Annotated in this window: 32 protein-coding genes and 1 tRNA gene; 10 read left to right on the top strand and 23 right to left on the bottom strand. The window is 60.7% G+C overall.

Translation table 11 applies throughout. The features are described 5' to 3' along the window. The first annotated feature begins 34 nt into the window (after positions 1–34). Positions 35–2,194 carry an NAD-dependent DNA ligase LigA gene (ligA, locus tag YH62_RS15760; protein ID WP_046795208.1) on the top strand — a complete coding sequence of 720 codons (2,160 nt, stop codon included), beginning with the start codon at positions 35–37 and terminating at the stop codon, positions 2,192–2,194. A 3-nt stretch (positions 2,195–2,197) separates the two neighbouring features. On the opposite strand, the gene YH62_RS15755 is transcribed toward ligA, so the two are convergent. Further along, entirely contained in the window at positions 2,198–2,707 is a 510-nt protein-coding gene (locus YH62_RS15755; RefSeq protein ID WP_046795207.1) for a GNAT family N-acetyltransferase, read from the bottom strand. 264 nt (positions 2,708–2,971) lie between these two features. Here YH62_RS15755 and YH62_RS15750 point away from each other — a divergent pair, with 264 nt between their 5' ends. Together YH62_RS15750 and YH62_RS15745 are read left to right on the top strand one after the other, a co-directional pair. After that, positions 2,972–3,559 (top strand): 3'-5' exonuclease, encoded by a 588-nt coding sequence (locus YH62_RS15750; protein ID WP_046795206.1) that lies wholly within the window; start codon positions 2,972–2,974, stop codon positions 3,557–3,559. Positions 3,560–3,628: 69 nt separating this feature from the next. Then, the gene (locus YH62_RS15745; RefSeq protein WP_046795205.1) at positions 3,629–4,120 is read left to right on the top strand and encodes a CreA family protein; all 492 of its coding nucleotides are present in this window, start codon (positions 3,629–3,631) and stop codon (positions 4,118–4,120) included. Here YH62_RS15745 and YH62_RS15740 read toward each other — a convergent pair whose 3' ends face one another. The 3 genes from YH62_RS15740 to YH62_RS15730 all read right to left on the bottom strand — a co-directional run bounded on the left by YH62_RS15740 (position 4,121) and on the right by YH62_RS15730 (position 6,913). Continuing rightward, positions 4,121–5,779 carry an FAD-binding dehydrogenase gene (locus YH62_RS15740; protein ID WP_046795204.1) on the bottom strand — a complete coding sequence of 553 codons (1,659 nt, stop codon included), beginning with the start codon at positions 5,777–5,779 and terminating at the stop codon, positions 4,121–4,123. Between the two features lie 146 nt (positions 5,780–5,925). Continuing rightward, positions 5,926–6,252: a hypothetical protein gene (locus tag YH62_RS15735; protein WP_046795203.1), complete on the bottom strand. Its 327-nt coding sequence runs from the start codon at positions 6,250–6,252 to the stop codon at positions 5,926–5,928. A 193-nt stretch (positions 6,253–6,445) separates the two neighbouring features. Next, positions 6,446–6,913 (bottom strand): chemotaxis protein CheW, encoded by a 468-nt coding sequence (locus YH62_RS15730; RefSeq protein WP_046795202.1) that lies wholly within the window; start codon positions 6,911–6,913, stop codon positions 6,446–6,448. Positions 6,914–7,250: 337 nt separating this feature from the next. Here YH62_RS15730 and YH62_RS30130 point away from each other — a divergent pair, with 337 nt between their 5' ends. The 3 genes from YH62_RS30130 to YH62_RS15720 all read left to right on the top strand — a co-directional run bounded on the left by YH62_RS30130 (position 7,251) and on the right by YH62_RS15720 (position 9,080). Then, on the top strand, positions 7,251–7,409 hold the full coding sequence (locus YH62_RS30130; protein ID WP_156176958.1) for a hypothetical protein: 159 nt from the start codon (positions 7,251–7,253) through the stop codon (positions 7,407–7,409). Between the two features lie 127 nt (positions 7,410–7,536). Then, on the top strand, positions 7,537–8,136 hold the full coding sequence (locus tag YH62_RS15725; protein WP_046795538.1) for an SCO family protein: 600 nt from the start codon (positions 7,537–7,539) through the stop codon (positions 8,134–8,136). A gap of 65 nt (positions 8,137–8,201) precedes the next feature. Beyond that, positions 8,202–9,080 carry a 50S ribosomal protein L11 methyltransferase gene (locus YH62_RS15720; RefSeq protein ID WP_046795201.1) on the top strand — a complete coding sequence of 293 codons (879 nt, stop codon included), beginning with the start codon at positions 8,202–8,204 and terminating at the stop codon, positions 9,078–9,080. Positions 9,081–9,285: 205 nt separating this feature from the next. Here the strand turns inward: YH62_RS15720 and YH62_RS30515 are convergent, their stop codons facing one another. Beyond that, positions 9,286–9,459 carry a hypothetical protein gene (locus YH62_RS30515; RefSeq protein WP_046795200.1) on the bottom strand — a complete coding sequence of 58 codons (174 nt, stop codon included), beginning with the start codon at positions 9,457–9,459 and terminating at the stop codon, positions 9,286–9,288. Between the two features lie 258 nt (positions 9,460–9,717). On the opposite strand from YH62_RS30515, the gene YH62_RS15710 reads away from it, so the two are divergent. Continuing rightward, complete coding sequence (locus YH62_RS15710; RefSeq protein WP_046795199.1) at positions 9,718–11,553, top strand: aminopeptidase P family protein; 1,836 nt, start codon at positions 9,718–9,720, stop codon at positions 11,551–11,553. 181 nt (positions 11,554–11,734) lie between these two features. Here YH62_RS15710 and YH62_RS15705 read toward each other — a convergent pair. Next, positions 11,735–11,809 (bottom strand) — tRNA-Asn (locus tag YH62_RS15705). 157 nt (positions 11,810–11,966) lie between these two features. On the opposite strand from YH62_RS15705, the gene YH62_RS15700 reads away from it, so the two are divergent. After that, positions 11,967–12,248, top strand: a complete 282-nt coding sequence (locus tag YH62_RS15700) for a hypothetical protein (RefSeq protein WP_137326500.1) — start codon at positions 11,967–11,969, stop codon at positions 12,246–12,248. A 32-nt stretch (positions 12,249–12,280) separates the two neighbouring features. Here the strand turns inward: YH62_RS15700 and YH62_RS15695 are convergent, their stop codons facing one another. Then, positions 12,281–12,922, bottom strand: a complete 642-nt coding sequence (locus YH62_RS15695; RefSeq protein ID WP_046795537.1) for an exopolysaccharide biosynthesis protein — start codon at positions 12,920–12,922, stop codon at positions 12,281–12,283. A 490-nt stretch (positions 12,923–13,412) separates the two neighbouring features. Between YH62_RS15695 and YH62_RS15690 the strand changes: the two genes are divergently transcribed. Further along, complete coding sequence (locus YH62_RS15690) at positions 13,413–13,727, top strand: hypothetical protein (RefSeq protein WP_046795536.1); 315 nt, start codon at positions 13,413–13,415, stop codon at positions 13,725–13,727. A gap of 26 nt (positions 13,728–13,753) precedes the next feature. On the opposite strand, the gene YH62_RS15685 is transcribed toward YH62_RS15690, so the two are convergent. Further along, positions 13,754–14,011: a DUF982 domain-containing protein gene (locus tag YH62_RS15685; protein ID WP_046795197.1), complete on the bottom strand. Its 258-nt coding sequence runs from the start codon at positions 14,009–14,011 to the stop codon at positions 13,754–13,756. A gap of 199 nt (positions 14,012–14,210) precedes the next feature. Here YH62_RS15685 and YH62_RS15680 point away from each other — a divergent pair, with 199 nt between their 5' ends. Beyond that, positions 14,211–14,792, top strand: coding sequence for a hypothetical protein (locus tag YH62_RS15680; protein ID WP_046795196.1), 582 nt, complete (start codon positions 14,211–14,213; stop codon positions 14,790–14,792). A gap of 196 nt (positions 14,793–14,988) precedes the next feature. Here YH62_RS15680 and YH62_RS15675 read toward each other — a convergent pair whose 3' ends face one another. The 15 genes from YH62_RS15675 to YH62_RS15605 form a co-directional block, all read right to left on the bottom strand. After that, entirely contained in the window at positions 14,989–16,242 is a 1,254-nt protein-coding gene (locus tag YH62_RS15675; protein WP_046795195.1) for a hypothetical protein, read from the bottom strand. Continuing rightward, the gene (locus YH62_RS15670) at positions 16,242–16,481 is read right to left on the bottom strand and encodes a hypothetical protein (RefSeq protein ID WP_046795194.1); all 240 of its coding nucleotides are present in this window, start codon (positions 16,479–16,481) and stop codon (positions 16,242–16,244) included. The genes YH62_RS15675 and YH62_RS15670 overlap by 1 nt, the downstream gene beginning before the upstream one ends. A 205-nt stretch (positions 16,482–16,686) precedes the next feature. Then, positions 16,687–16,839 (bottom strand): hypothetical protein, encoded by a 153-nt coding sequence (locus YH62_RS30505; protein ID WP_170986265.1) that lies wholly within the window; start codon positions 16,837–16,839, stop codon positions 16,687–16,689. Between the two features lie 106 nt (positions 16,840–16,945). Further along, positions 16,946–17,461, bottom strand: a complete 516-nt coding sequence (locus tag YH62_RS15655) for a hypothetical protein (protein ID WP_046795191.1) — start codon at positions 17,459–17,461, stop codon at positions 16,946–16,948. Beyond that, a complete protein-coding gene (locus YH62_RS15650) occupies positions 17,458–17,859 on the bottom strand; it encodes an HNH endonuclease (protein WP_046795190.1) in 402 nt (133 codons plus the stop codon). The genes YH62_RS15655 and YH62_RS15650 overlap by 4 nt, the downstream gene beginning before the upstream one ends. Beyond that, positions 17,856–18,023, bottom strand: coding sequence for a hypothetical protein (locus YH62_RS30125; RefSeq protein ID WP_156176956.1), 168 nt, complete (start codon positions 18,021–18,023; stop codon positions 17,856–17,858). The genes YH62_RS15650 and YH62_RS30125 overlap by 4 nt, the downstream gene beginning before the upstream one ends. After that, positions 18,020–18,430, bottom strand: coding sequence for a hypothetical protein (locus YH62_RS15645; RefSeq protein WP_046795189.1), 411 nt, complete (start codon positions 18,428–18,430; stop codon positions 18,020–18,022). The genes YH62_RS30125 and YH62_RS15645 overlap by 4 nt, the downstream gene beginning before the upstream one ends. After that, the gene (locus YH62_RS15640; RefSeq protein ID WP_046795188.1) at positions 18,427–19,086 is read right to left on the bottom strand and encodes a hypothetical protein; all 660 of its coding nucleotides are present in this window, start codon (positions 19,084–19,086) and stop codon (positions 18,427–18,429) included. The genes YH62_RS15645 and YH62_RS15640 overlap by 4 nt, the downstream gene beginning before the upstream one ends. Beyond that, positions 19,083–19,355, bottom strand: a complete 273-nt coding sequence (locus tag YH62_RS15635; protein WP_046795187.1) for a hypothetical protein — start codon at positions 19,353–19,355, stop codon at positions 19,083–19,085. The genes YH62_RS15640 and YH62_RS15635 overlap by 4 nt, the downstream gene beginning before the upstream one ends. Continuing rightward, positions 19,352–19,741, bottom strand: a complete 390-nt coding sequence (locus tag YH62_RS15630) for a hypothetical protein (protein WP_046795186.1) — start codon at positions 19,739–19,741, stop codon at positions 19,352–19,354. The genes YH62_RS15635 and YH62_RS15630 overlap by 4 nt, the downstream gene beginning before the upstream one ends. Then, entirely contained in the window at positions 19,738–20,148 is a 411-nt protein-coding gene (locus YH62_RS15625; RefSeq protein ID WP_046795185.1) for a recombination protein NinB, read from the bottom strand. The genes YH62_RS15630 and YH62_RS15625 overlap by 4 nt, the downstream gene beginning before the upstream one ends. Before the next feature lie 2 nt (positions 20,149–20,150). Beyond that, positions 20,151–21,122: a hypothetical protein gene (locus YH62_RS15620; protein ID WP_046795184.1), complete on the bottom strand. Its 972-nt coding sequence runs from the start codon at positions 21,120–21,122 to the stop codon at positions 20,151–20,153. 9 nt (positions 21,123–21,131) lie between these two features. After that, entirely contained in the window at positions 21,132–21,464 is a 333-nt protein-coding gene (locus YH62_RS15615; protein ID WP_245282108.1) for a hypothetical protein, read from the bottom strand. After that, the gene (locus YH62_RS15610; protein WP_046795183.1) at positions 21,461–22,480 is read right to left on the bottom strand and encodes a hypothetical protein; all 1,020 of its coding nucleotides are present in this window, start codon (positions 22,478–22,480) and stop codon (positions 21,461–21,463) included. Before YH62_RS15610 ends, YH62_RS15615 begins: the two co-directional genes overlap by 4 nt. Continuing rightward, the gene (locus YH62_RS15605; RefSeq protein ID WP_046795182.1) at positions 22,477–22,770 is read right to left on the bottom strand and encodes a hypothetical protein; all 294 of its coding nucleotides are present in this window, start codon (positions 22,768–22,770) and stop codon (positions 22,477–22,479) included. The genes YH62_RS15610 and YH62_RS15605 overlap by 4 nt, the downstream gene beginning before the upstream one ends. Position 22,771 lies beyond the last annotated feature (1 nt).

The following is a 22,771-nucleotide window of genomic DNA, read 5'->3' as shown; positions in this document are numbered from 1 at the left end:
CTAAAAGCGACTCCTCTATGAAGGAGTCGCTCGCATGTCCGCCCAACAAACGCCCGTCGAGAACCTGACAGAGGAACAGGCAGCCGCGGAGCTGGCTTTCCTCGCCGCCGAGATCGCCCGAAATGACGAGCTCTATCACGGGAACGACGCGCCGGAGATTTCGGATGCGGAATATGATGCGCTGAAGCGGCGCAATGATGCGATCGAGAAGCGCTTTCCGCACCTGATTCGCGCCGACAGTCCGTCGATCCGAGTGGGTGCTGCGCCCTTGCCGACCTTCGCGCCGATCACGCATTCGCGGCCGATGCTTTCGCTGGACAATACCTTTTCGGACGAGGATGTGCGGGATTTCGTCTCGTCGGTCTATCGCTTCCTCGGTCAGCTCCCGGACGGTTCGATAGCCTTTACCGCGGAGCCGAAGATCGATGGGCTTTCCATGTCGATCCGCTACGAGCAGGGCCGGCTCGTGAATGCCGCGACACGCGGCGACGGGACTACCGGCGAGAACGTCACCGAGAACGTCAAGACTATCAAGGAAATTCCGAACCGGCTTCCTGCCGGCGCTCCGGATGTCGTCGAGGTGCGCGGCGAGGTCTATATGCGCAAGAGCGACTTCCTGGCGCTCAACGCTCAGATGGAAGCGGAAGGCAGGCAGACCTATGTGAACCCGCGCAATACCGCGGCTGGTTCCCTGCGCCAGCTCGACGCCAAGGTTACGGCCAGCCGTAATCTGAAATTCTTCGCCTACACTTGGGGTGAGATGTCCGAGATGCCCGCCGATACCCAGATGGGGATGGTAGAGAAATTCGAGGAATGGGGTTTCCCGGTCAACCCGCTGATGAAGCGGTTGAACAAGGTCGATGACATCATCGCCCACTATAACGAGATCGGGCTGAAACGCCCCGATCTCGACTACGAGATCGACGGCGTCGTCTACAAGGTCGACCGGCTCGACCTGCAGGCTCGGCTCGGCTTCCGTTCACGCTCGCCCCGCTGGGCGACGGCGCATAAATTCCCGGCCGAGCAGGCGTTCACCCATGTCGAGAAGATCGACATCCAGGTCGGCCGCACCGGGGCCCTGACGCCGGTCGCGCGCCTGACGCCGGTGACCGTAGGCGGCGTGGTCGTCACCAATGCGACGCTGCACAACGAGGATTACATCAGGGGCATCGGCAATTCCGGCGAGCGCATCCGTGACGACGAGCATGACATCCGCATCGGCGACACGGTGATCGTGCAGCGGGCAGGGGATGTCATTCCTCAGGTGCTCGACGTGGTGATGGAGAAGCGCCCGGCCGATGCCGTCCCTTACGAATTTCCGAAGAAGTGCCCCGTTTGCGGCAGCCATGCTGTGCGGGAGAAGAACGAGAAGACCGGCAAGCTCGATTCGGTTACCCGTTGCACCGGTGGCTTCGTCTGCCGCGCGCAGGCCGTCGAGCACCTGAAGCATTTCGTCTCGCGCAACGCCTTCGATATCGAAGGGCTCGGCGCCAAGCAGATCGATTTCTTCTTCGAATCGTCCGATCCGGCGCTTTCGATCAAGACCGCGCCTGAGATATTCACGCTGAAGAAGCGGCAGGAGGCATCGGAGCTGACGAAGCTCGAGAATATCGAAGGCTTCGGTAAGGTGAGCGTCAAGAAACTGTTCGGTGCCATCGACGAGCGGCGGAACATCACGCTCCACCGCTTCATCTATGCGCTCGGCATCCGCCATATCGGCGAGACCAACGCGAAACTGCTTGCTCGCGCTTACGGCACTTACGAGGCTTTCGAAGCGGCGATGAAAGAAGCGGCCGACTTCTCCGGCGACGCATGGGAAGACCTCAACAATATCGAAGGGATCGGCGAGGTGGTCGCTCGGGCGCTCGTCGAGTTCTTCAAGGAGCCGCGCAATGTCGAGGTCATTTCACGGCTTTTGGAGGAAGTGACGCCTCAGGCCGCCGAGCAGATTTCGGCAAGCGGCAGCCCGGTCGCGGGCAAGACCGTGGTGTTCACCGGCTCGCTCGAAAAATTCACCCGCGAAGAGGCCAAGGCCCGCGCGGAAAGCCTGGGTGCCAAGGTGGCTGGATCGGTCTCCAAGAAAACCGATTATGTCGTGGCAGGCCCTGGCGCCGGCTCCAAGCTCGACAAGGCGAGGGAGCTCGGCGTGCAGGTGATGGACGAGGACGAATGGCTGGTCTTCATCGGCGGGTGAGGCTCAGCGTCTGATGCGCGCCATGCTGTAGGCATCCACATAGCGTCCGTCTCGGAAGGCGAAGTCGGCAAACTGACCTTCCTTGACGAAGCCCAAGCGTTCGTAGAGCCGGATTGCGGGTTCGTTATCCGTGAAAACCGTCAGCTCGACCCGGCGAAGGTTCAGCCAGTTGTCGGCTGTCTCCAACAATGCCGAAAGAAGCGCGCTGCCGATGCCGCGACCGCAGAAATCGTCGTGGACGCCCATGCCCACCGACGCTGCGTGGCTGCGGCGTCCCTCATAGGGCATCAGCCCGGCGTCTCCGACGATCCGGCCGTCCAGTTCCGCAACAAGGCTTACGGTCCGAGGATTGGCAGCTTCGAATCGTTTGCGGGTCGTTTCTACAGTTTGATACGGCAGCCGCAGCGTCCCATGGCGAAAGCCGGGCAGGTTCAGCAGCTCCGTGATTTGCTCGATATCGGAAATCCGCGCGGCACGGATGACGAAGGGTAAAGAGGGTGGTTTGTCACTCATCTTGCTCTCCTTGGGATTTGCCGAAGCAGAGCGGTAAACCCTGCCGGCCTCGGCAGGGTTGGTGGACGGGTGACCGGCTAACGCGCCAAAACCGCCACGCACCCTGCAGGGTGAATGGTCATGGTAAGATGCATGTGGACGGCGAAGCTGGTCATGGTGCCATAAGGCCAGAGGCGAGGCGGAGCGTCAAGGAGGTCGAAAACCGCTCTTTGCCGAATCGATCCCGGTTCTGTAGACAAGGACCGATATTCGACGGGACGTTCCTTGAAGACCATTGCCATAGATTTCGAGACAGCCAACGAGCAGCGCGGCAGCGCCTGTTCCGTCGGTTTGGCATGGATCGAGGACAATGCGGTCGTGCGGGTCGAGGAGCGTCTCATCCGCCCCAGGGACATGCGTTTCTCCTCCTTCAACATAGCCATCCATGGCATACGGCCGGAGCATGTCGAAGACGCGGGCGAATTCCCGGAAGTCATGGACGAGTTCGCCGACGACTTCCGCGACGCCACTATGATCGCACACAACGCAGCCTTCGATTTCAGCGTCTGGCGTGCCTGTCTCGATGCCTACCGGCAAAGCTATCCGCAACTTTCCTATCTCTGCAGCGTCAAGATGGCCCAGAAGGTCTGGCCGCATCTCGGCTCACACAAGCTCAATGTTCTGGCGGATCATCTTGGCCTGCGCTTCAAGCACCACAACGCTGCGGAGGACGCCGCGATCTGCGCCGAGGCGGCAATTGCCATCGCGAAATCCGTCGCGGCTTCCCATGTGCGGGATGTTCCGGCGATGATCGGCATGAAGGTCGGCAGACTGTTTTCGGATGGTTACGCTCCCTGTACCGTCCGGAAGTAGCGCGGCTGTTGCTTGCATCCGTCTCGGCGGACATTATCTGAGATCACGGATCGTTTATCGGAGCCTGTCATGACCGCACTTCGTTTTATGGCCGCCATGGCCTTCCTTGCCGCCGGGCTTTCCGCGGCTTCCGCCTCCGCTCAGGTGGTTGGCGAGGTGGGCGTGGACTGGATCGGCAACGACATCATCGTCGAGGCGGTCGCCGATCCGCAAGTGAAGGGCGTGACCTGCCATGTCACCTATTTCGACCGCTCCATCATCGATCGCCTGAAACAGGGCAACTGGTTCGAGGACCCGTCCAACAGTTCCATCTCCTGCCGCCAGACCGGCCCAGTGGAGATCGGCGATATCGACCTTTCCAAGAGCGGCGAGGAAGTCTTCCGCCAGGGCCGTTCGCTGATCTGGAAGGATCTTCTGGTGAAGCGCATCTACGACAAGGCGAACGACACGCTGATCTACCTCGCCCATTCGCGGCAGATCATTGAAGGCTCGGCCAAAATGGCGATCTCGACGGTCCCGCTCTACGGTCAGCAGGTGAACTGGACGAAGGGCAAGCCCTGATCAGAGAATGGCGCTTGCCGCGGCCCTGCCGGCATTGCGGCCGGAGAACAGGCAGCCGCCAAGGAAAGTGCCTTCAAGCGCCCGATAACCGTGCACGCCGCCGCCGCCGAAGCCCGCGGCCTCGCCCACTGCATAGAGGCCGGGAATGACCTTCCCATCGTGACCGAAAACCCGGCCGGAGAGGTCGGTCTCCAGCCCGCCGAGTGTCTTGCGCGTCAGGATGTTGAGGCGCACTGCGATCAATGGTCCATGGGCGGGATCGAGTATCCGATGCGGCTTTGCCGTCCGTACCAGCTTTTCGCCGAGCGAGCGGCGCGCATTGTGAATGCCCATCACCTGCGCATCCTTGCTGAAGGGATTTGCGATCTCCCGGTCCCGCGCGATGATTTCCCGCTCGATATCGGCAAGCTTCAAAAGGTCGTTGCCGACAAGCCGGTTCATGCCGGCGACGAGTTCGGCGAGCGTATCGGCGATGACGAAGTCCTCGCCATGCTCCTTGAAAGCCTCCACCGGGCCGGTGGCGCGCCTGCCGACCGCGCGCCTTGCGGTAAGCCGCCAATCGCGGCCGGTGAGATCCGGGTTCTGCTCCGAGCCGGAAAGCGCGAACTCCTTGCGGATGATGCTCTGGTTCAGCACGAACCAGCTATAATCATTGCCGGTCGCCATGAGGTGCTGCAGCGTGCCGAGCGTGTCATAGCCGGGGAAGAAGGGCGCGGGCAGGCGCCTGCCCGACGCATCGAACCACATGGAGGAGGGGCCGGGCAGGATGCGGATGCCATGCCGTTCCCAGACGGGATTCCAGTTTCTCAGTCCCTCGACATAGTGCCACATGCGGTCGCGATTGATGACGCGGCCCCCGGCTGCTTCCGTAATGCCGATCATCCGGCCGTCGACATGCTTCGGCACGCCGGAAACCATGTTCGCGGGCGGTAGCCCGAGCCGTTTCGGCCAGTTGGCGCGGACAAGCTCCTGGTCGCCACCGATGCCGCCCGAAGCGACGATCACCACCTGGGCGCGGAGTTCGAAATCCCCGACGGCAACTCTCGAGCTTTCCGCGCCTCGCAATGCGGTGCTCGGCTCCAGCAGCGCGCCGGAAACTCCGGTTACCTGTCCTGCTTCCACCAGAAGCCGATCGACCCGGTGTCGCCACAGGAACCGGATCTTTCCAGCCCTCTCAGCTTCGCGGGCTCGCTTCTCGAATGGCTCGACCACGCCGGGGCCGGTGCCCCAGGTGATGTGGAAGCGCGGCACGGAATTGCCATGGGACGTGGCCGACCAGCCGCCACGTTCCGCCCAGCCGACCACGGGAAACAGGCGGTGCCCCATCTGCCGCAGCCAGGCGCGCTTCTCGCCGGCCGCAAAGGCGACGTAAGCCTCCGCCCAGGCGCGCGGCCAATAGTCCTCGGGCCGGTCGAAACCGGCCGTGCCGAGCCAATCCTGCCATGCGAGATCGAACGAGTCGCGGATACGCATGCGACGCTGTTCGGGCGAATCGACCAGAAAGAGCCCGCCAAGCGACCAGAATGCCTGTCCGCCGAGGTTTTGCTCCGGTTCCTGATCGAGAATGACGACCGAGCGGCCGGCATCGACGAGCTCGGTTGCGGCGACGAGCCCGGAAAGGCCCGCGCCCACGATGATGGCATCGGCTGCTTCGCTCACCCCAGCGCTCCTCCCAAAGCGTAGCCCGAATGTTGCGACATGTTGCCGGATACAGCCATGGGGCGTGTCCGGTGTCAATTCACGGGGCCGACATGAAAACAGGCCCGACGATGCGGGCCTGTTTGAAAAAGTTCGGAAAGGTCGGATCAGCGGACGTAGACGATCTTGCCGCCATTTGCTGCCGTGTCGATCGCCACGACATTGTTGAGCTGGACGTTATGATCGACGAGTTCAGCATGGAGCGCCCGGTCGCTCCTGATTTCGCTCTGGGCTGCCTGGGTCATAGCCCGGGTGGGATGGATAAAGGTATCGGGTACGTCCAATATGCGTGCGCTGTCGTCCTGTTCGGGATTGGTATAGACGATGCTGACATGGTTGGCGGGCATGGCGGCGGCGCTGCCCATATCACGCGCATAGGCGCCACCGATCGAAGCGGCCGACAGCAGGACTGCAAGAGCAAAAGCCTTTTTCATGGTCATTCTCCTATCTTCGTAACCAGCCGAAGAGTTTTGAGCGGTTCGGTTGGGCGTTTTGCGACGGGAGAACTCGGCAGCGTGCTTTGAGTTCCTTGTAGAAGATTACAAATGAGCAATGATTACAATAATTTAACCTTCCGCCACGTGTGCGTGTGACGGAAGGTTGTGATGTATATTGTGCGGTGCAAAATCAGGCGGCTTCGCGGGTCAGTTCGTCGGCGATGACCGTGTCGAGATTGAGGAAGCAGACCATCGTCTTTTCGAGAGCCACGATACCGCGGCAGAAGGCGCGCTGCGCTTCGGGGATGATTTCCGGCGCCGGCTGCAGGTCTTCGCTACGGATCGTCATCATGTCGGAAACCTGCTCGACGAGCAGTCCGACCAGCTTTCCTGCGATGTCGGTGACGATGATGGCGGAGCGCTCGGAGGGCTCGGTCATCTTCATGCCGAGCCGGCAGGCCATGTCGATGACCGGGATCACCGCGCCGCGCAGGTTGATGAGGCCGAGCACATAGGAAGGCGTATGGGGCATCGGGGTTACGGGCGCCCAGCCGCGGATTTCGCGGATCGCCATGATGTCGATGCAGAATTCCTGATCGCCGAGATGGAAGGAGACGATCTCGAGGTGGGCTCCGGACTGTTTGATGGCGTTGCTCATGTCAAAACTCTTCCCGTTGTCTTTGTCTATACGCATGTCTTTGCCGGCAACCGCTGCGCGCCTTGCGCGACACCCGCCAGGGATTCCGCGTTTGCAGCCAGACACGAATGTTGGAGAAGGTTCATCCGGCCTTTTCATGAGGCCTGGTGGGGAGGGCACGGAAAGCGGCTTAACATGGGCCGCCCGACCGCAGCATCGCGGCCATGTCCGAAGAATATGCTGCCAACCCCGCGAACCACTTCGTGAAAACAGGCTCTCAGAGAGAGATTAATCTTGTGCTAATCGACGTTGCGTTTCCGGGCTTTTCTCACCCGTTGCGTAGGGTTAGAATGGTTTCATGGAACAGGAACTGACATCCCAATCGCGCCTGCCGCTCTTCCTTCTGGGGGCTGCTCTGTTCCTCGGTCTGTCCAGCGCTGTTTTCTACGGCTGGATTCAGCACGGTTCCTCCATTTTCCTGACGCTTGCCGAAAGCGGGCTTTCCTGGTGCATGTAGGCCGCTGGGACAAATTGGCGCGTTCCATATGAAGGCGTCTTATTGATTTGCGCCTTCGCCGGCCGGAGAGTATCGCTCTGCGAACTGTCTTTGATATCTCCTGTTGCAGGATTTCGAGAGAAACGGCATGAAAACCTTCCGCATGATCCTCTGGGCTGCTGTCGTCGTGCTTGCGGGCGTGCTCGCTTGGCTCACCCTGGAGGTGACGCGCTCGAAGGAGCAATTGACGGAGGCGCCGTTCGGCGTTCCGTTCCAGCTTGTGGCACAGAACGGACAGCCGATTTCGGAAGAGGCGTTTCGCGGCAAGCCGACAGCGCTCTTTTTCGGCTTCACGCATTGTCCGGAAGTTTGCCCGACGACGCTCTTCGAGCTTAACGGCTGGATGAGGCAGGTCGATCCGGATGGCACCCGTTTGCAGGGCTATTTCGTCAGCGTCGATCCGGAACGGGATACGCCGGAAATTCTCGGACAATACATTTCCAACGTCACCGATCGGGTCACCGGCATTTCCGGTCCGCCGGAAAAGGTCGCCGAGATGGTCAAAGGCTTCAAGGTCTATGCCAAGAAGGTGCCGGTGGACGAGAAAGAGCCCAATGGCGACTACACCATGGACCACACGGCTTCCGTTTTCTTGCTGGATGGAGGCGGGCGTTTCGCCGGCACTATCGCATACGGGGAAAATTCCGAGATTGCGGTCAAGAAGCTCGAGAACCTGATCAAGGGTTGATCTTGAAGGCGGGCGGGGTTCTGTGGCAATGCTCCGGCGTGCCCGAATAAAGAAAGACCACCTCCTTGAGCGAAATCCGCCTGTACGTCACCGCCACCGAAAAGGGCGCGGCCGAAATCCTCGATATTCTTTCCGGCGTGTTCGGCGAGGAAGACTATGCGATCGCCACCACCGAGGTGGATGAGAAGAAGGATATATGGGAAGCCTCCGTCTACCTGATGGCAGACGAGGAGGAAATCGTACGCGGGCGTATGGCCGAAGGCCTTCAGCCTGCCTTCCCGGATGTGGCGATCGAACGCGAGGTCATCCCCGATGTCGACTGGATCGCCAGGTCGCTGGAGGGGTTGAAGCCCGTAAGGGCAGGGCGCTTCCTCGTCCACGGGTCTCATGATCGGGACAAGGTCGCGCCGAACGATATTTCCATCGAGATCGATGCGGGCCAGGCTTTCGGCACCGGCCACCACGGCACGACGGCCGGATGCCTGGAAATGATCGAGGAGGTGGTGCGCGGGCGCAAGGTGCGCAACGCGCTCGACCTCGGCACCGGCAGTGGCGTTCTGGCGATCGCGCTGAGAAAGATCAGGGACATACCGATTCTCGCGACCGACATAGATCCCCTGGCGGTGCGCGTCGCGCGCGAGAATGTCCGGCGGAACGGTATCGCCAGCGGTCTTCGGCTCGAAACCGCGGCGGGCTTTCATTCCCCGGCCTTCCGCCGCGAAGGTCCGTTCGACCTCATTATCGCCAATATCCTGGCGCGCCCGCTGATGAAGATGGCGCCGCAGCTTGCCTCGCATCTGGCGCCCGGCGGTTCTGTAATTCTTTCCGGCATCCTGGCAGGGCAGCGCTGGAAGGTGCTCGCCGCCTATAACGGCGTCCGGCTTCGCCATGTGAGGACTATCTGGCGCAACGGCTGGGTGACTATCCATCTGCGTCACGGCTGATCGGATACCGTTTCGCAATGCAGCATTGCGAACGATGCATATCGATGGACTTCCGAGAAGAAAAAAGGCGGCACCCGAAGGTACCGCCTTGCGACCAGTTCTGGACTGATCGGTGCCCGCGAGCCAGGGAGGAGACGCTCAAGCGGGCTCTCGTATTCTGACGTCGGAAAGAGGTTGGGAGGAGAGCTTCTTTCCGGGGAGGAGATCAGAACACGTAGCTGGATACGCCCTTGCGGCGCAGTTCTTCACGGCTGGTGCCGAGGCCCTTCAACGTCTCGTCGTCGAGGCTGAGAAGAGCGCCGTTGACGTAGCGGCTGGCCTGACGTTCACGTGCCTCGACAACGCGCTGGAAGGCATTGCGGAAGAAAGAGTTGGCCATCGGGTTGTTCCTTTGATGACGGGCCTTGTTCGGCGCCCGTTCGATGATGTGAATATATGAGTTTCCGAGGCGCTCAGTGAGGGGGCTGATATCAAAGGTGTTATGCATTCAGCGCATAGGCTGCCGATCAACGCATCACCTGTTGTTAGCACTTGCACAAACCGGCGGCATTTCAGGCGGCTGGCCTCCGGGCCGGGAAATAGGCTAACGTGAGGATCATCCCTCCTGCGGAATCGTCATCTCTTTTCGGATAAAGCCATGTTCCAGTCTTTCGAAACGAAATCCTCCCCGCAATTCGGCCGCGAACGGGTCACGGCTTTGCGTGGGCGGTTTGCCGATCTCGGCATCGATGGTTTCCTCGTGCCGCGCGCCGACGAATATCAGGGCGAATACGTACCGGCCTCGGCCGAGCGGCTCTCGTGGCTCACCGGCTTTACAGGTTCGGCCGGCGTGGCGCTGATCACCCATAGCCAGGCGATCGTCTTCGTCGATGGACGTTACGTGACCCAGCTTGCCGAGCAGGTGGACGGAACGGTCTTCACCGGCGGCGACCTCGTCAACGAGCCACCGCATATCTGGCTGCCGAAGAACGCCGCGAAGGGTTTCCGGCTCGGTATCGATCCCTGGCTGCATTCGCCGGCCGAGGTGCGCAAGCTGGAAAAGGCGCTGGTCGGGATCGGCGGCTCGCTCGTCCTCCTTCCCGCCAATCCGGTCGACCAGCTCTGGAGCGATCGTCCGGCCGAACCGCTTGGCCCGGTCGCTATCCAGAAGGAAGAGCATGCGGGCAAGCTCGCCAAGGACAAGATCGCCGAAATCGTCTCGCTGGTGAGGGAGAAGGAGGCTTCGGCCGTTCTGATCACCGATCCCTCGTCTGTGGCTTGGATATTCAATATCCGTGGCGATGACGTGCCGCACACGCCTCACCCCTTGTCGCGCGCCATCATTCCGGCGGAAGGCAAGCCGGAAATCTTCCTCGACCAGCTGAAAACGGGCATCGAGAGCGCCGCCTATCTGGCTCAGCTCGCGGTGCAGCGCCAGCCGGAGGAGTTTGCCGCGCGGCTTTCTCGCGTCGCGGCGGATGGCGGTCGGATAATGGTCGATCCCGATCTCGCACCGTTTGCGCTGATCACGGCAATCAAATCGGCCGGCGGCGAAGTCATTGAGACGAGCGATCCCGCCAAGCTGGCGCGAGCCTGCAAGAACAAGACGGAGCTCGAGGGATCGAGCCAGGCGCATCTGCAGGATGGTGCCGCCATGGTCGAATTCCTCTGCTGGCTCGACCAGCAGCAGCCCGGAAAGGTGACGGAAATCCAGGCGGTGAAGGCGCTGGAGGCCACGCGCGTGCGCGTCGGTCAGAGCATGCAGAACCCGCTGCGCGACATTTCCTTCGATACGATTTCCGGCGCCGGCGAGCATGCCGCCATCATGCATTATCGGGTAACGACGGAGACGGACCGGCTGATCAATGCCGGCGAGCTTTTCCTCATCGATTCGGGCGCCCAATATATCAACGGCACCACCGACATCACGCGCACCGTGGCGATCGGCGCGGTGCCGCCCGAGCGCAAACGCTTCTTCACCCTGGTTCTGAAGGGCATGATCGCCATAAGCACGGCACGCTTCCCGAAGGGTACGCGAGGCTGCGATCTCGATCCGCTTGCCCGCATCGCGCTCTGGAAGGCGGGTGGCGATTTTGCACACGGAACCGGCCACGGGGTGGGCTCCTATCTTTCCGTCCACGAGGGGCCGCAGCGCATTTCGCGGCTTTCCACGCAGGAACTGCTGCCCGGCATGATTCTTTCCAACGAGCCGGGCTATTATCGTCCGGGCGCCTACGGCATCCGGATCGAAAACCTCGTCTATGTACGTGAAACGGAGGAGATCGAGGGCGGCGACCAGCCGATGCGCTCCTTCGAGACGCTGACCTGGTGCCCGATCGACCGGCGCCTCGTGCTGCCGGAACTGCTGACCGACGAGGAGCTTTCCTGGTTCGATGACTATCACGCCCAGACGCGCGAAAAGCTGTTGCCGCTGATCGAGAACGAGGCCGTTCGCGAATGGCTCATCCAGGCGACCGAGCCGCTTGGAGCATGACGCTAACACGCTGTGGGCAACTGTCTGCGGCGAGCTGTCCTGGGACTGCGTAAGGAAAACCCCGTCATCTGCTGGCGGGGTTTCTTTTTGCGCCAATATCCGAAGTGCAGGCGGAAAAAATTAAGGAGCTGGATCGGTGATCCAACTCCTGCAACAATATCAGCTATCTGGCTGGAAAAACTGGCTCCCCGGGTCGGATTCGAACCGACGACCTATCGATTAACAGTCGAGTGCTCTACCGCTGAGCTACCAGGGACCATCCGCGTCTGCCGCGGCGTGTGCGGGGGGTAATACTTATGCTTTTGGGTTTTGCCAAGCGGTTTTTGCAAAAAAAATGCCGTCGCTTGTTTTATCCACTTTTGAGCCCCATCTCCACGGCAGACATGATGACCAGACACCCGAAAGGATAACTGTTGGCCGCAAATGACCAGAATGCCCGCAGATTCGGCGTGGACCCGAAAACGCGCGAACTGGCTTTCGGAACCTGGCGGATTCCACTTCCCCGTTCACGCGCCGGCCGGATCGGTACCGGTCTCCTGCTGATTTTCGGAGGGGCGCTGGGTTTTCTGCCGGTGCTGGGATTCTGGATGCTGCCGCTCGGCTTCATCATACTCTCGCATGATCTGCCCATGGTTCGCCGGATGCGCCGCCGCGTCGGGCTCTGGTGGGCAAGGCGCCGTCAGAGAAAGAACTGACGGCGCACAGGTGGCCGGAGAGGGTGGCCGGCTCAGCCCATCAGGCCCATGAGCCCCTGGCCGGCGCTGTAGGCCATGTAGCCGAGCACCGCGAAATAGATCACCGTAATGGCGATGAAGACATAGCCGCCCAGCACGATCAGCCCATCGCGCTGGATCATGCCGGTCGATAGAAGCAGGATAGCTATTCCCGGAAGGGTATTGGAAAAAGGCACCAGTCCGAGCGGAAACATCAGGAGCACGCCGGCCGCGGCGATCGCCAATCCGTTGATGCGGTTCGTAACGCCACCGGCCGTCAATGCCGAAAGGCGCGGCTTCAGAAAACGGTCGAGCCGCGAAACGATGCCGAGGCCTTTTTCCAGCGCCGGCACGAGCTTGTTCGTGTCGAGCTTCCTGTCGAGAATCCGGGTCGGAAGCCAGGGCAGGCGGTTCAGGGTGATCGCCACGCTGATCAGGATGATAGCGGCGCCGAAAACCGTGCTGACGCCGGGGATCGAAACGGGGATGAGAAAGGGCAGGGAGGCGATGGCGCAGACGAGCAGCAGCCCCTGTTCGCCGACCGCCTCCATCAAATCTCTCAAGGTAACCGATTGTCCCCTGATCCCGTCGATCAGCCGCCGAAGCGTGCCGCTCAGCGAAGAAGAGGTGTCCTGGAAGTGAAAGGCATTATTCAAAGGCTCGCTCCGCATTATTTTGCCGTCGCGGGGCTGGTGAAACTCAGGATGGTTTCCATGCCCGCATGCTGATTCGAGACCGGCCACTCTTCTTGCCTCGCAAGGTGCGGCGCGGAAGGGATGCTTAACAGCATTCAGCGGATGAGCAAAGGAAAATGGCCCCACCGGAAGGTAGGCTGTCTTCTCAATCGATGCAGCTCGACCTTTCGGCTACTTGGGCTGCATCCAATGGTCATAGACGCCACAAGCCAGCACCACCAGCAATATGGCGAGCACGAACGGATTGAGCGCGGTCAGAAAATCCAAGTAATGCTGCATGACGGTCTCCTCTTGACCTCATGAAACGTTGAGTGGCGACTCCTCTCGCCTACAACGCAACCAAGGTAACACAGTTCCGCCACAATTTCAAAATGGGCACGGCCTTCCGGCCGTACAGCGCTGGCAGGGCCGGCCGAGAATCACTACATTTCCCCCGGTAATGAGGGCGGATATGAAGTTCACAGTGATTCAGGGTGGGTTGGCCGAGGATACGGCGCCTGCCGAAAGAGAGAACGGCTCCCTGCCGGGCCTGCAAGACGTGCTGAGGGAAGCCGAGCGTCGGATAGGCGCGACCGGATACCAGAAATGGCGCAATCGCGAGACCGCGACGGGCCTGCCGGTGCCGCGTGACGTGCAATATGTCGTCATGCAGATCCGCTATGTTGCCGAGGCGATTTCTAGGCTGTCGCGCATTCCCGCCGATTTCCGGTCCGACATCTACTGGCCCGCTGAGCCGCCTGCACTCACGCGGGTTGGTCGGGAGTAGCGGCGCAAGAGGGCCGCTTCTTGATCTTACCCCAGCATCCTGGCCTCTATGCTTGCCAGGACAAAGGTCCGCCGCACCCGTTCCAGGGGCATCCGCCTCTGCAGCGAGGCGGCGCATTCCTTCAATGCCTTGAGATAATAGGTGCCTTCGCGTACCGGCCATCGATGGGTCAGGTAGTCGAGCGCCTCCCTCGGCCCATGCACTTTTTCCGGAAATCCATAGCCGACCTGCACGCGAACCGGCCGGCTCCAGCGGATTTCATGATTGTCTTGGATGATGTTCATATCGCTACCCTGTCGGCGTCGAGAACATCCAGCAGAGCGTTTGGTTCCGATGGCGCGGGGATATTTTTCTGAGGCGGGCAGGAAAGGATCGCTGCGTCTCGTCAAAGGGAAATATTCCAGCGCTGCAGAATGCAACTAGCGCAGGGATATGGATGTGCTATCGGATAGGTTGTGATCCCGCCTGATTCCCGGAAGCCACATGAGAAAGCTGATTTTTCCGCTTGTTCTTGCTCTTCTGCAGCCCGCTCCTGTCTTTGCGAATTTCGATGATCCGCGCACACATGGCGCAGATTCCCGTCAAGTTGGTGAAAATCCGGCCTGCGAAGAGGTCAACCGCGCTTATATGCGAACGGCCAACTCCGGGAGATACATAAGAAGGTTCTACGAGCTGAGATCTAACGGCGTGGAAACATATATCGGCTTGGAAAAATTCGCGGATGAACGCATCTATTCTCGCTTCTTTGATAAGCCGTGGAGGGAGGCACCGCGTCCTTTCCTTACGACCATGACCGCTGCCGGCCCTGTCATTTGGGATTGCCGACAGTTGGAAGACGAGGTCGTCTACCGCATCCCGTCGAAACATTTCCGAGGACATTGGAGGCGCGGCAAAAAATCGGCATACACGGAGATATGGATAGGCAAGGAAGACGGCCGCTTTACCAGAACGCTTCGCCGATTTGATGCGAGTACCCCTGGTCCATGGGGCTTACAGAACGTTATTGAGGAATTCGACTACGGCAGGGATTTTCCCATTCCATTTCCGCCTTTCGAGCTCCCATAATTCGAGCGGCTGTTCACAAAAAAGATCGGGTTCCGGACGAAGGGTATTGCGCACATTGTAGATTCGTTCTAATGCCCGGCCACCACTCGCTTTTTACAGCATCGGACGGCCTCGTGGCGGAGTGGTGACGCAGAGGACTGCAAATCCAAACATCTTTGAATGTTTTCAATGGCCGTTCTGAATTTCGGCCTGCAAATTAGCCGTTTTTCTCTGTTTTTTGACCATTGTTTTTGCTGAACAATTCGGGCTGTTCAGAATGTCCAAATCGGCGCTTTGTGGCCTCCAGGACGCGCTTTTCGGTCTCCTTCGCATATCCGCGATAGGCGGTCGCGGTCTTGTGCTTCGACAGCACCCTGCCTTGACCTTCCGTCAGGCCTTGCTCTTCCAGCTCCGTCAATCCGCCGTGGCGCGCAGCGTCCAAGGTGAACCCTGGCTCAAGCGCCCCTTCTTCGGTCAGCTTGTCGGCAATATCTCGAACGTCCTGCGATAGCCGCGTTCCGTCCCCGAAAAGCTTTCCGCTCTTCTGGCATACGATCGAGAGACCGTATTTGGGCACTTGCTTCAAAATCGCCTCAGCTTGGGCGTAGAGCGCGATCAGCGCTCCATCCTCGTCCACGTACTCAAGAGGGTGCTCCGCGCGCTCTCCGGTCTTCCTGTGGGTGAATACGATCTTGTCGGGAGCGCTCTCACCTCTGTAACCGGTCCATGCCGCGTATCCCGCGCCTATGTTAGACGGGCGTAGGAAGAACTCGAAGGCCAGCACGGCGGCCGCTGCCAGTTCGGGGCGTTCGAGCCTGATCGCGCCTTCCGCAAACTTGTATGTCGTCTCGCGATCGACGTGGCCCTTTGTCTTCTTCGTTCTCTTCTTGAGCGTCACGCCTTCCCATGGGTTCGGCGTGTCCGTGCGGAAGAGTTCCGGATAATGCGGCTTCATCCGCTTCCACATGGCCTTGCAATAGGTGACCACCTTCTCCGATGTGCGGTTGGCGCCGTCGGTCTGAAAGCTCTTGTAGATCTTCTCGGCGGTCGTGACGGCTATGTTGTTGACCTTTGCGTCTCCGATGCGGCCCTTCATCCCGTTTGGCCGGTCAATCTCGGTTGCGCAGACGCGATCGAATACGCGGCGGTAATCCGGGCGGCTGAATTCGGATACATGCTCGAGGAAGCTGTCGTGGCGCAGATAGGTGTTCACCAGCCACTCCACCGTTCCGAAGCGCGATGTGTCGGGCGCGGCGGCGCTGTTGCGCTCTGCGCGCCAAGCGTCGAGCCGATCATTCCAAACCTTCGCGGCAGCATATAGCTCTGCCTGGGGGAGATTGGTGCCGAGCGCTGCAGCCCTGAAAGGGCAGCCGGCTTTCCGGTACCGCGCCGGGCAGGTCCAGTAATAACCGGTCGAGCCGTCGGCAAGTGTCTTGAAAGACGTGTATTTTGGCATGGCGACAGGGATCATCACCACGCCTCCGGGCTTCCTCCGACGCTTTCGGGATCGATCACCCTGTCCAGATCGCTCTTCCGCCAAGCTCGGAATTTCCCTTTGCCGGTGCCCGTTTCGATGAACGGCCGCGGCCATATCGTGCCAACTCGGCTCATGAAGGCGTCAACCGTCTTCTCGCCGGCATAGGCAGCCGCAAGCTCGTCTCGAAGGACAGCAGGCCAGCATCCGGTCGGGATTACAGCTTCCTTCGCCATCAATCCCCGCTTTCCCCGTAATTATCCACAGGCTGATTGTCCGAAGACCTCCGTTCGTTCCAGCTTTCTACCGCTTCCGTTTCCGTCTTGCCGTAGGTGTGCAGGAACCGCTTTCCTTCGCAGGTGCATCTCACTCCATATGCGCCGGTTCTGCGGATGATGGTCGGCTCGCCGCCGCAGAACGGGCAGGGCAAAGGCTTAGCGGTCATCGCTTCACCTCGACGGGCTTGAGCTTGAAAAAGTCGTCGGCTGCGACGGTGGCATTGCCGAGAGCACTGGCGAGCGTCATCAGGTTTTGCTCCGCCGGCTTGCGGGAATACGTCATCGTCAGATGAGCGGCGGCGGTCAGCAGCATCATGACGCCCTCCGCCGGGTCTTGGCCGGTTTGTTGGCATATGGCTTTCGTGACAGCCTCTATCGCGAGAACACGGTCGCGCGGATCGGCGGAGATTTTTCCTTTGATCTCAATCTGCACCGGCCGAGCCCTCCGTGGTGGCGAGGGCATCACGGGCAGATGCAAAGTTCTCCGGAGAGAAATGCTGCCGAATGCGATCCTCGTAGGTGCCGACTTGGCCTGGGCTACGGAACTTGGCGAAAGGCTCAAGAGCAGCCTTCATCTTCGCATTTGCTTCGCGCAGCTCGTCCAGGTCGTTGACCAAATCGAAAACGATCTCTGCCGGATCGTCGGCAGGAGACCATCGGTGGTAAGGGCCTGGCATGGAAACGAGGCTGTCGATCCGCTCCATGAGCGAGTTGCCGACGTTCGCCATGTCGATCAGGTTTTCCTCGTTTTGGCAGCCGGTCATTTCCAGCGCGATCTTGAGACTGCCGTCACCGCTCACATGTGCCTCGGGTGGTGGGGAGGTATAGAGCGGCTTGGCGCCGGCCGGCACGTCCGGCTTGCGATCGTCGCCAGTGATGAAAAGGCAGCCGGTGGCATCGTACCAGTACCAGGCGAAGGGTTTCGTTTCGGTGCTCATGGCTTTGCCTCGAAGAGCGGGCGCGGGGGAAGCTGTGGCTTCGCCTGCCGGCGTTCTGATTTTTCGGATTTGGGGAACCCGCCGGTTTTGATCTTGCCGGCCGGTCGGATCACGCCGCGGGCTTTGTCTCGCTGACGATCGGACTTCCTGATCTGGCGAACATCGTTGCGGGTCTTGAACTTGTGGCACTGTACGCAGACCGCCATGCAATTCTCGAGGCTATTATCGCCTCCGAGCTGGTCGGGAACGTTGTGGTCGAACTGGACGCCAAGCGAGAGGTCGCAATTGCAGCGCTGGCCTTCGTTGAAGCCGTACCGAGGGCCGGAGGCTTCGCAACGGTAACCGGAGCGCTGCAGGGCTTCCTGTTTCGTCTTCCGGGAGAATTCCGTGCGGCTCATCCTCGCCTCCCGAACAGGCGCCGGAACCAAGAGCCCTTCGCGCGCTTCGCGGCTTCGACTTCCTTCCGGAGGCGTTCCGTCGTCTCTTCCCGGCGGGCGAGATAGGCGAGGGTGGATGGTCGGGCGTTGGGATAGCGCTTGAGGTGATCGTTGATGGTGGTCATGCTGCCCTCCGATAAGCGAGTGTGAAGGGTAGGCGGCTCGACAGAACCCACATGTGATACATGTCGGCCTCATCGATCAGCTCGGATGCGGGCGGCATCACCTGGACGGCTGTGGCCTCTTCCCCGCAGATTTCGTTCTTGATGCGCTGCATGTCCCGCCACGGCGGCTCAAGCTGCGAGGCGGTACGGATGGCAAGGTGGATGACCTCATTGCCCTGCTCGTCGAGGAATGGTCGGATCAGGACGACATAGATGTTGTTGGCGCGGGCCTCGCGGACTTCCTTGCACCAGCCATTGCCGCCGGGAATGCCATCGGGCAGGCTGGTGATACGCCAGTGACCCCAGCCACCTTTCAGGCCTTTGCGCTCGAATGCGCGTGCAGCGAGACGTTGCAGACGATTGCTCATGCTGCGGCCCTCGCTTCGGCGAGGCACTTCTGCCAAATGTCGGTTGGGATAAGGTCGGGATCGAAGTCTTTCGACATCTGCTTGCGCACAGACTGTTCGTCGCAGTCGTGGCCAAGAAACCACTCCGTCAGGCGCTCCTCTGCCATCTCGACATCGTCTTCATCGCCGCCGAGTAAATCGGGAATGGTTGTGCAGTCTTCGCAGACGACTTCCGCGCCGAATACGCGGCCACCGTCGCCGCCGTAGCACTCACTGTCGCAACGCTGACAGAAAGCGCCCATTCCCGCGTCAATCCAGTGATGCGGCTTAATCTCTTCCGGCTGCAGGCCATCCATTGATGGCACTCGGTCAATTCCAAACCAAGCGGCATCAAGCTTCTTTTTTAGCTCAGCCTCGGGCAACGCAAGAAGTTCATCGACTTCCGACATGGTGCCGAAGTTGTGGTGGTAAAGCGCTTGGCGAAGGGCATCGATCCGGCTTTCGGCGTGAAACGGGTGCCAATCGAAATCCCCGGCGTGACCAGCTACCCAGATCGTGGTTGTGGGCTTCACGGCCTCGACCGCGGCGACGGAAGCCGGAAATGCCATTTTGAGCAAGGCCGGTACGATCGCGGCGGCAGATGCGCTCACAAGAAGGGTGCGGCGGCTAATCATCATGCTTGCGCTCCCTTTGCCTTGGCGATCATTCGCTCAAGCGGTGAGAGGTGGTTTTCGATAGACTTCGCCTTGAGCGGCGGCAGGCCGAATTTTTCGAGGTAGGTGCGGGAGTGCTTCGCCCAGACCTTCCGGCCCCAGCTCGTCGAGCCGAACTCCCAAGGGCGCGCAGCGCGGAGCGCCTTCTTTCGCGCGGCGAGGTCGGCATCGGCCGGCAGGTTTCGGTGAACTTCGCCGATGACGTGAGAGGCGGTTTTCTGCCAGTCAATCATCTGCAGTACCTCGCCTCAACATCCTTCACATCTTGGCCGGTAAGGGCGGCGTGCGCATCAGTCAGGAGGCGGAAAGCCTCGGTGCCAAAGCCGATCTGGTAATAGAGCTTGTCGTCGCGCTGAGACCGGTCGAGCAGATATTTGATTGCTGCGCCGGCTTTGTCGATCTTGGCTTGCAAGCCGGCGACGTGCCGATCAGGAGCGGTATCGTCCGGCACTTCGTCCTGATGGACGGCTTTCATGTGCCATGGCTCGATCGCGGCCTCGGCTTCAGCATCATCTTTGGTGTATCGGCCGGCGTCGAACTTGAAACTGGTGTAACCCTGCTTGTTCGGGCGATAGAAATACGAGCCCTTTTTGATGAGGTAGACGAGAGCTTCGCTCATGCCGCTTTTCCTTTGGGTTCGGACCATTCGACGCCCTGCTGGGCGCCGAAGGCGAAGATGATTTCGATGAGGTCGGTCATCTCGTCCTTGGACAGGTCGGATGACGAAGTTCCGAGCGGGACAAAGCCGCTTCCGTCGGTGTTCGGGACCATTCTGATCTGCTCGGACTTCTCCCGGCGCAGCGCGTCGAGCATCACGAGCTTCCAGTCTTCCGGCGTAAGCTGCTGGCCGTGCCAGGCGAGTTGGAGCGAAAGATCGGTCAGCATGGCCCACATGCGATCGTTCTGCGGTGTCGTGCGCTTCGGGCCCTTGAACTCGACGCGGGCATCCCTTGGCGCTCGACGTATCCAGTCGATCGCCTTCTGGCGGAATGCATCGTTTGCCAGGACGAGAAGCGCGCGACCCATGGTCAGCCACCATTCAGCGGGTGAAGCTGGGCGAGCCGGCGCGCCTTGATGGAAAAGGCCGCGTCGATCATGTCGGCATGGCCTTCCGTCTCAAGGAGAGCGGGTGCGTCGAAGTCGTTCCAGACTTCCTCGACGCTCGCTTCATCGTTGGCGCCCGCGAGCGCAGTCTCGATTTCCTCAAGGAAAGCCCCGAGGTCGAACTCGCTTTCGTTGGGCTGCTCCTCCTTGGCCGGCTCGGCGTCGATCGTCTTCGCGGTCGGCGGCGCCGGCGGCGCGGGAGGCTTAGGCGGAGTGGGCTTACTTTCAGACGTCGGCGGGGTGACGTCGCGCATGTCTTCGGCGTCCGCGATCTCGCGAGCCTCGAACTCGTCGCGGATACCGCCGAGAACGTCGCCGAACAGTTCGCGCAGGCAGTAACCCGCCGCGCGCCAAGCCAGCATGCGCTTCGGAAAACGGTACCAGGGCGCGTCGTTCGGAACGTTGTCCCGCCAGACCTTCTGCCCGTTCTCCCAAACTTGCTTTTTGACGGTGGCCCGTTCATCCCAGAGGCGCGCGCGGATCGCGTCATCCTGGCTGAACTCGACGCGCTTCTCTTCGCCGGTGTCGGAGCGCTTGGCCTCGCAGAAGCCGACCATCTTCCCGTTTTGCTCCTCGCAGCCGGTGCGCAGGTACGCGACCTTGCCGGACATGCGGACAACATTGATCAGGCCGTCGCCGTACAGCGCGGGCTTGCCGTTGATGACCGTGAAGCTCCGAAGGCTGACCATCGGCTTGAGCCCGAGCTCAGCGCCGGACATGATGGCGACGGCGACGGCCGCCGCCGCATCGTCGCCGGTGAGCTTCCCGACCAGCGCGGCAGGTGCGAGGCCCGAAGCGACGACGGCGCGCGCCACGCGCAAGGTTTCCTCGAAGGTCTGAGGGACTATGGCAATGACCTGACCGCCGCCAGTGAGTGCCGGAACGTGTGCGTTCATGGATTTCTCCTATCGATCGACGTCGTCGAAGATCGACCGATTGCCCCGTTCATTGAGCATCGTTCGGTCTTCCGAGAACATGCGCTGTCCATTGGGGTACTTGGCCTGCTTCTCTTCTTCCGTGCGCAGGTCTTCGACTGGACGGAGAGCGGCGACCGAAGCCATCTGGGATTCGGTCTTAGTCGCCATGATTTCGACCTTTGCCTCGCCGCGCTTGGTCGGCACGTAGATGCGCTGACCGACTTCAACGGGAAAGTCGGCGAAATAGTCGTATGTCTTCTCGCCTTTCTCCCAGGCAAACTTGACGGCGACGATCGTGCGGGGTGCTGCTTCGGTCATCATGCCGCCCTCTGCTCCTCGAAGCGCTCGACGCCTTCCACTTCGACGCCGGCCCGGACAGCGCGGTTCGCAAGCGTTTCGACAAGCGCTTTCATTTCAGGATGGTTGCCTAAGGCTCTAAGCGCCTTGTCGTAATCGACGATCCGGGCGGATACGAAGGTGCGCAGCGCGACCCGCGCGCCGGTCCGGCCGGCGGACATGTTCCGAGCCTGGGCGTCACGCTCGGCCTGCGCCGCCTGCTCGGCAAGGCGCTCGGCTTCCGCGATTCGGTTGTTGTGTTCTGCGATTGCCGCCGCGTCCGAAATTCCGTCAGCAATCTTTTTTGCAGCCACTTTTTCGGCGGCGAGGCGTGCCTCTTCGGCTTCGCGGGCGATACGGTCGGCTTCTTCTCGTGCCTTGCGCTGGCGCTCCATTTCGATCCGCTGCTGTTCGCGCAGGTAATCGTCCATGTGGCGCTTGAGCTTTTTGCTCAGGGCGTCCGGCTCTTCCTTGAGTTCGCGCCACTTGTTGTCGACACCGCGGCCGGCGTCGAGGTGCGGCTGCTTTTCAACCTTGTGCAGATCGGTCGCCTTCTTTGCGATGGTGGAGAGGCGCTTGGACCAGATCGCCGCGCGGTCGGCTTCGGCTTGCGTCTTGATCGGTTGTTTCAAGAACGCTTCGGCCTGCTCCTTCTCCGCCTCGAACTCGACCTGCAGGGCCTCGAAAGGATCATCGGGCAGATTGTGCCCGATAGCCGGAGCTTCCGGTTCGTCATCCCAGCCGGCACCTTCGACAGCCTTGGTATAGGCTTCATAGGTGATCGGGTTCCGGCAGCACCAAGTCCAGATATCGGACGCATCAACCTTGCGCTCGCCGCGCAGCGCGTGCCATTCGCCGTCCTCGAACCAGATTGCGACCGGTTCCCACGGCTTATCCTTGAAGCGGGTCCGGTAGTATCCCTGCTCCGGGTGTCCGTCGTGGATCGGCCCGATCCGGCCGGCAAGAGCCTCTTGCCACCAATGCCAAGCATTCTCGGTCATATGCGTGCCTCCAGTTGCTGCTGCCGTTCCATGTCCCGCAGCTCGTTGATGGTTAGAAGGATTGCCGCCGACACCGCGAACCAAGCCAGGAAGGCGAGGGCTATGCGGGAGCAGGGCGTGAAATGGGGAACGGTTCGCTTCTGGAACCTGCCAAGATCGACGGCGCGGGACCGGCACTCTCCGGGAGCGCAGGAGCAGCCGTCAAAGGCTCGGATAGGGCAGTCACGCACCGGCCTGCTCCTAGAGAGCGGCGCGGAAAGCTCGTGGCGATCTATCTTGCTCTGGCTCATG

The sequence above is a fragment of the Rhizobium sp. LC145 genome, from assembly GCF_001005825.1.
Lineage (GTDB): Bacteria > Pseudomonadota > Alphaproteobacteria > Rhizobiales > Rhizobiaceae > Neorhizobium.
The sequence above is the reverse complement of the archived record's forward strand: the minus strand, read 5'-3'. Positions and strand labels throughout refer to the sequence as shown.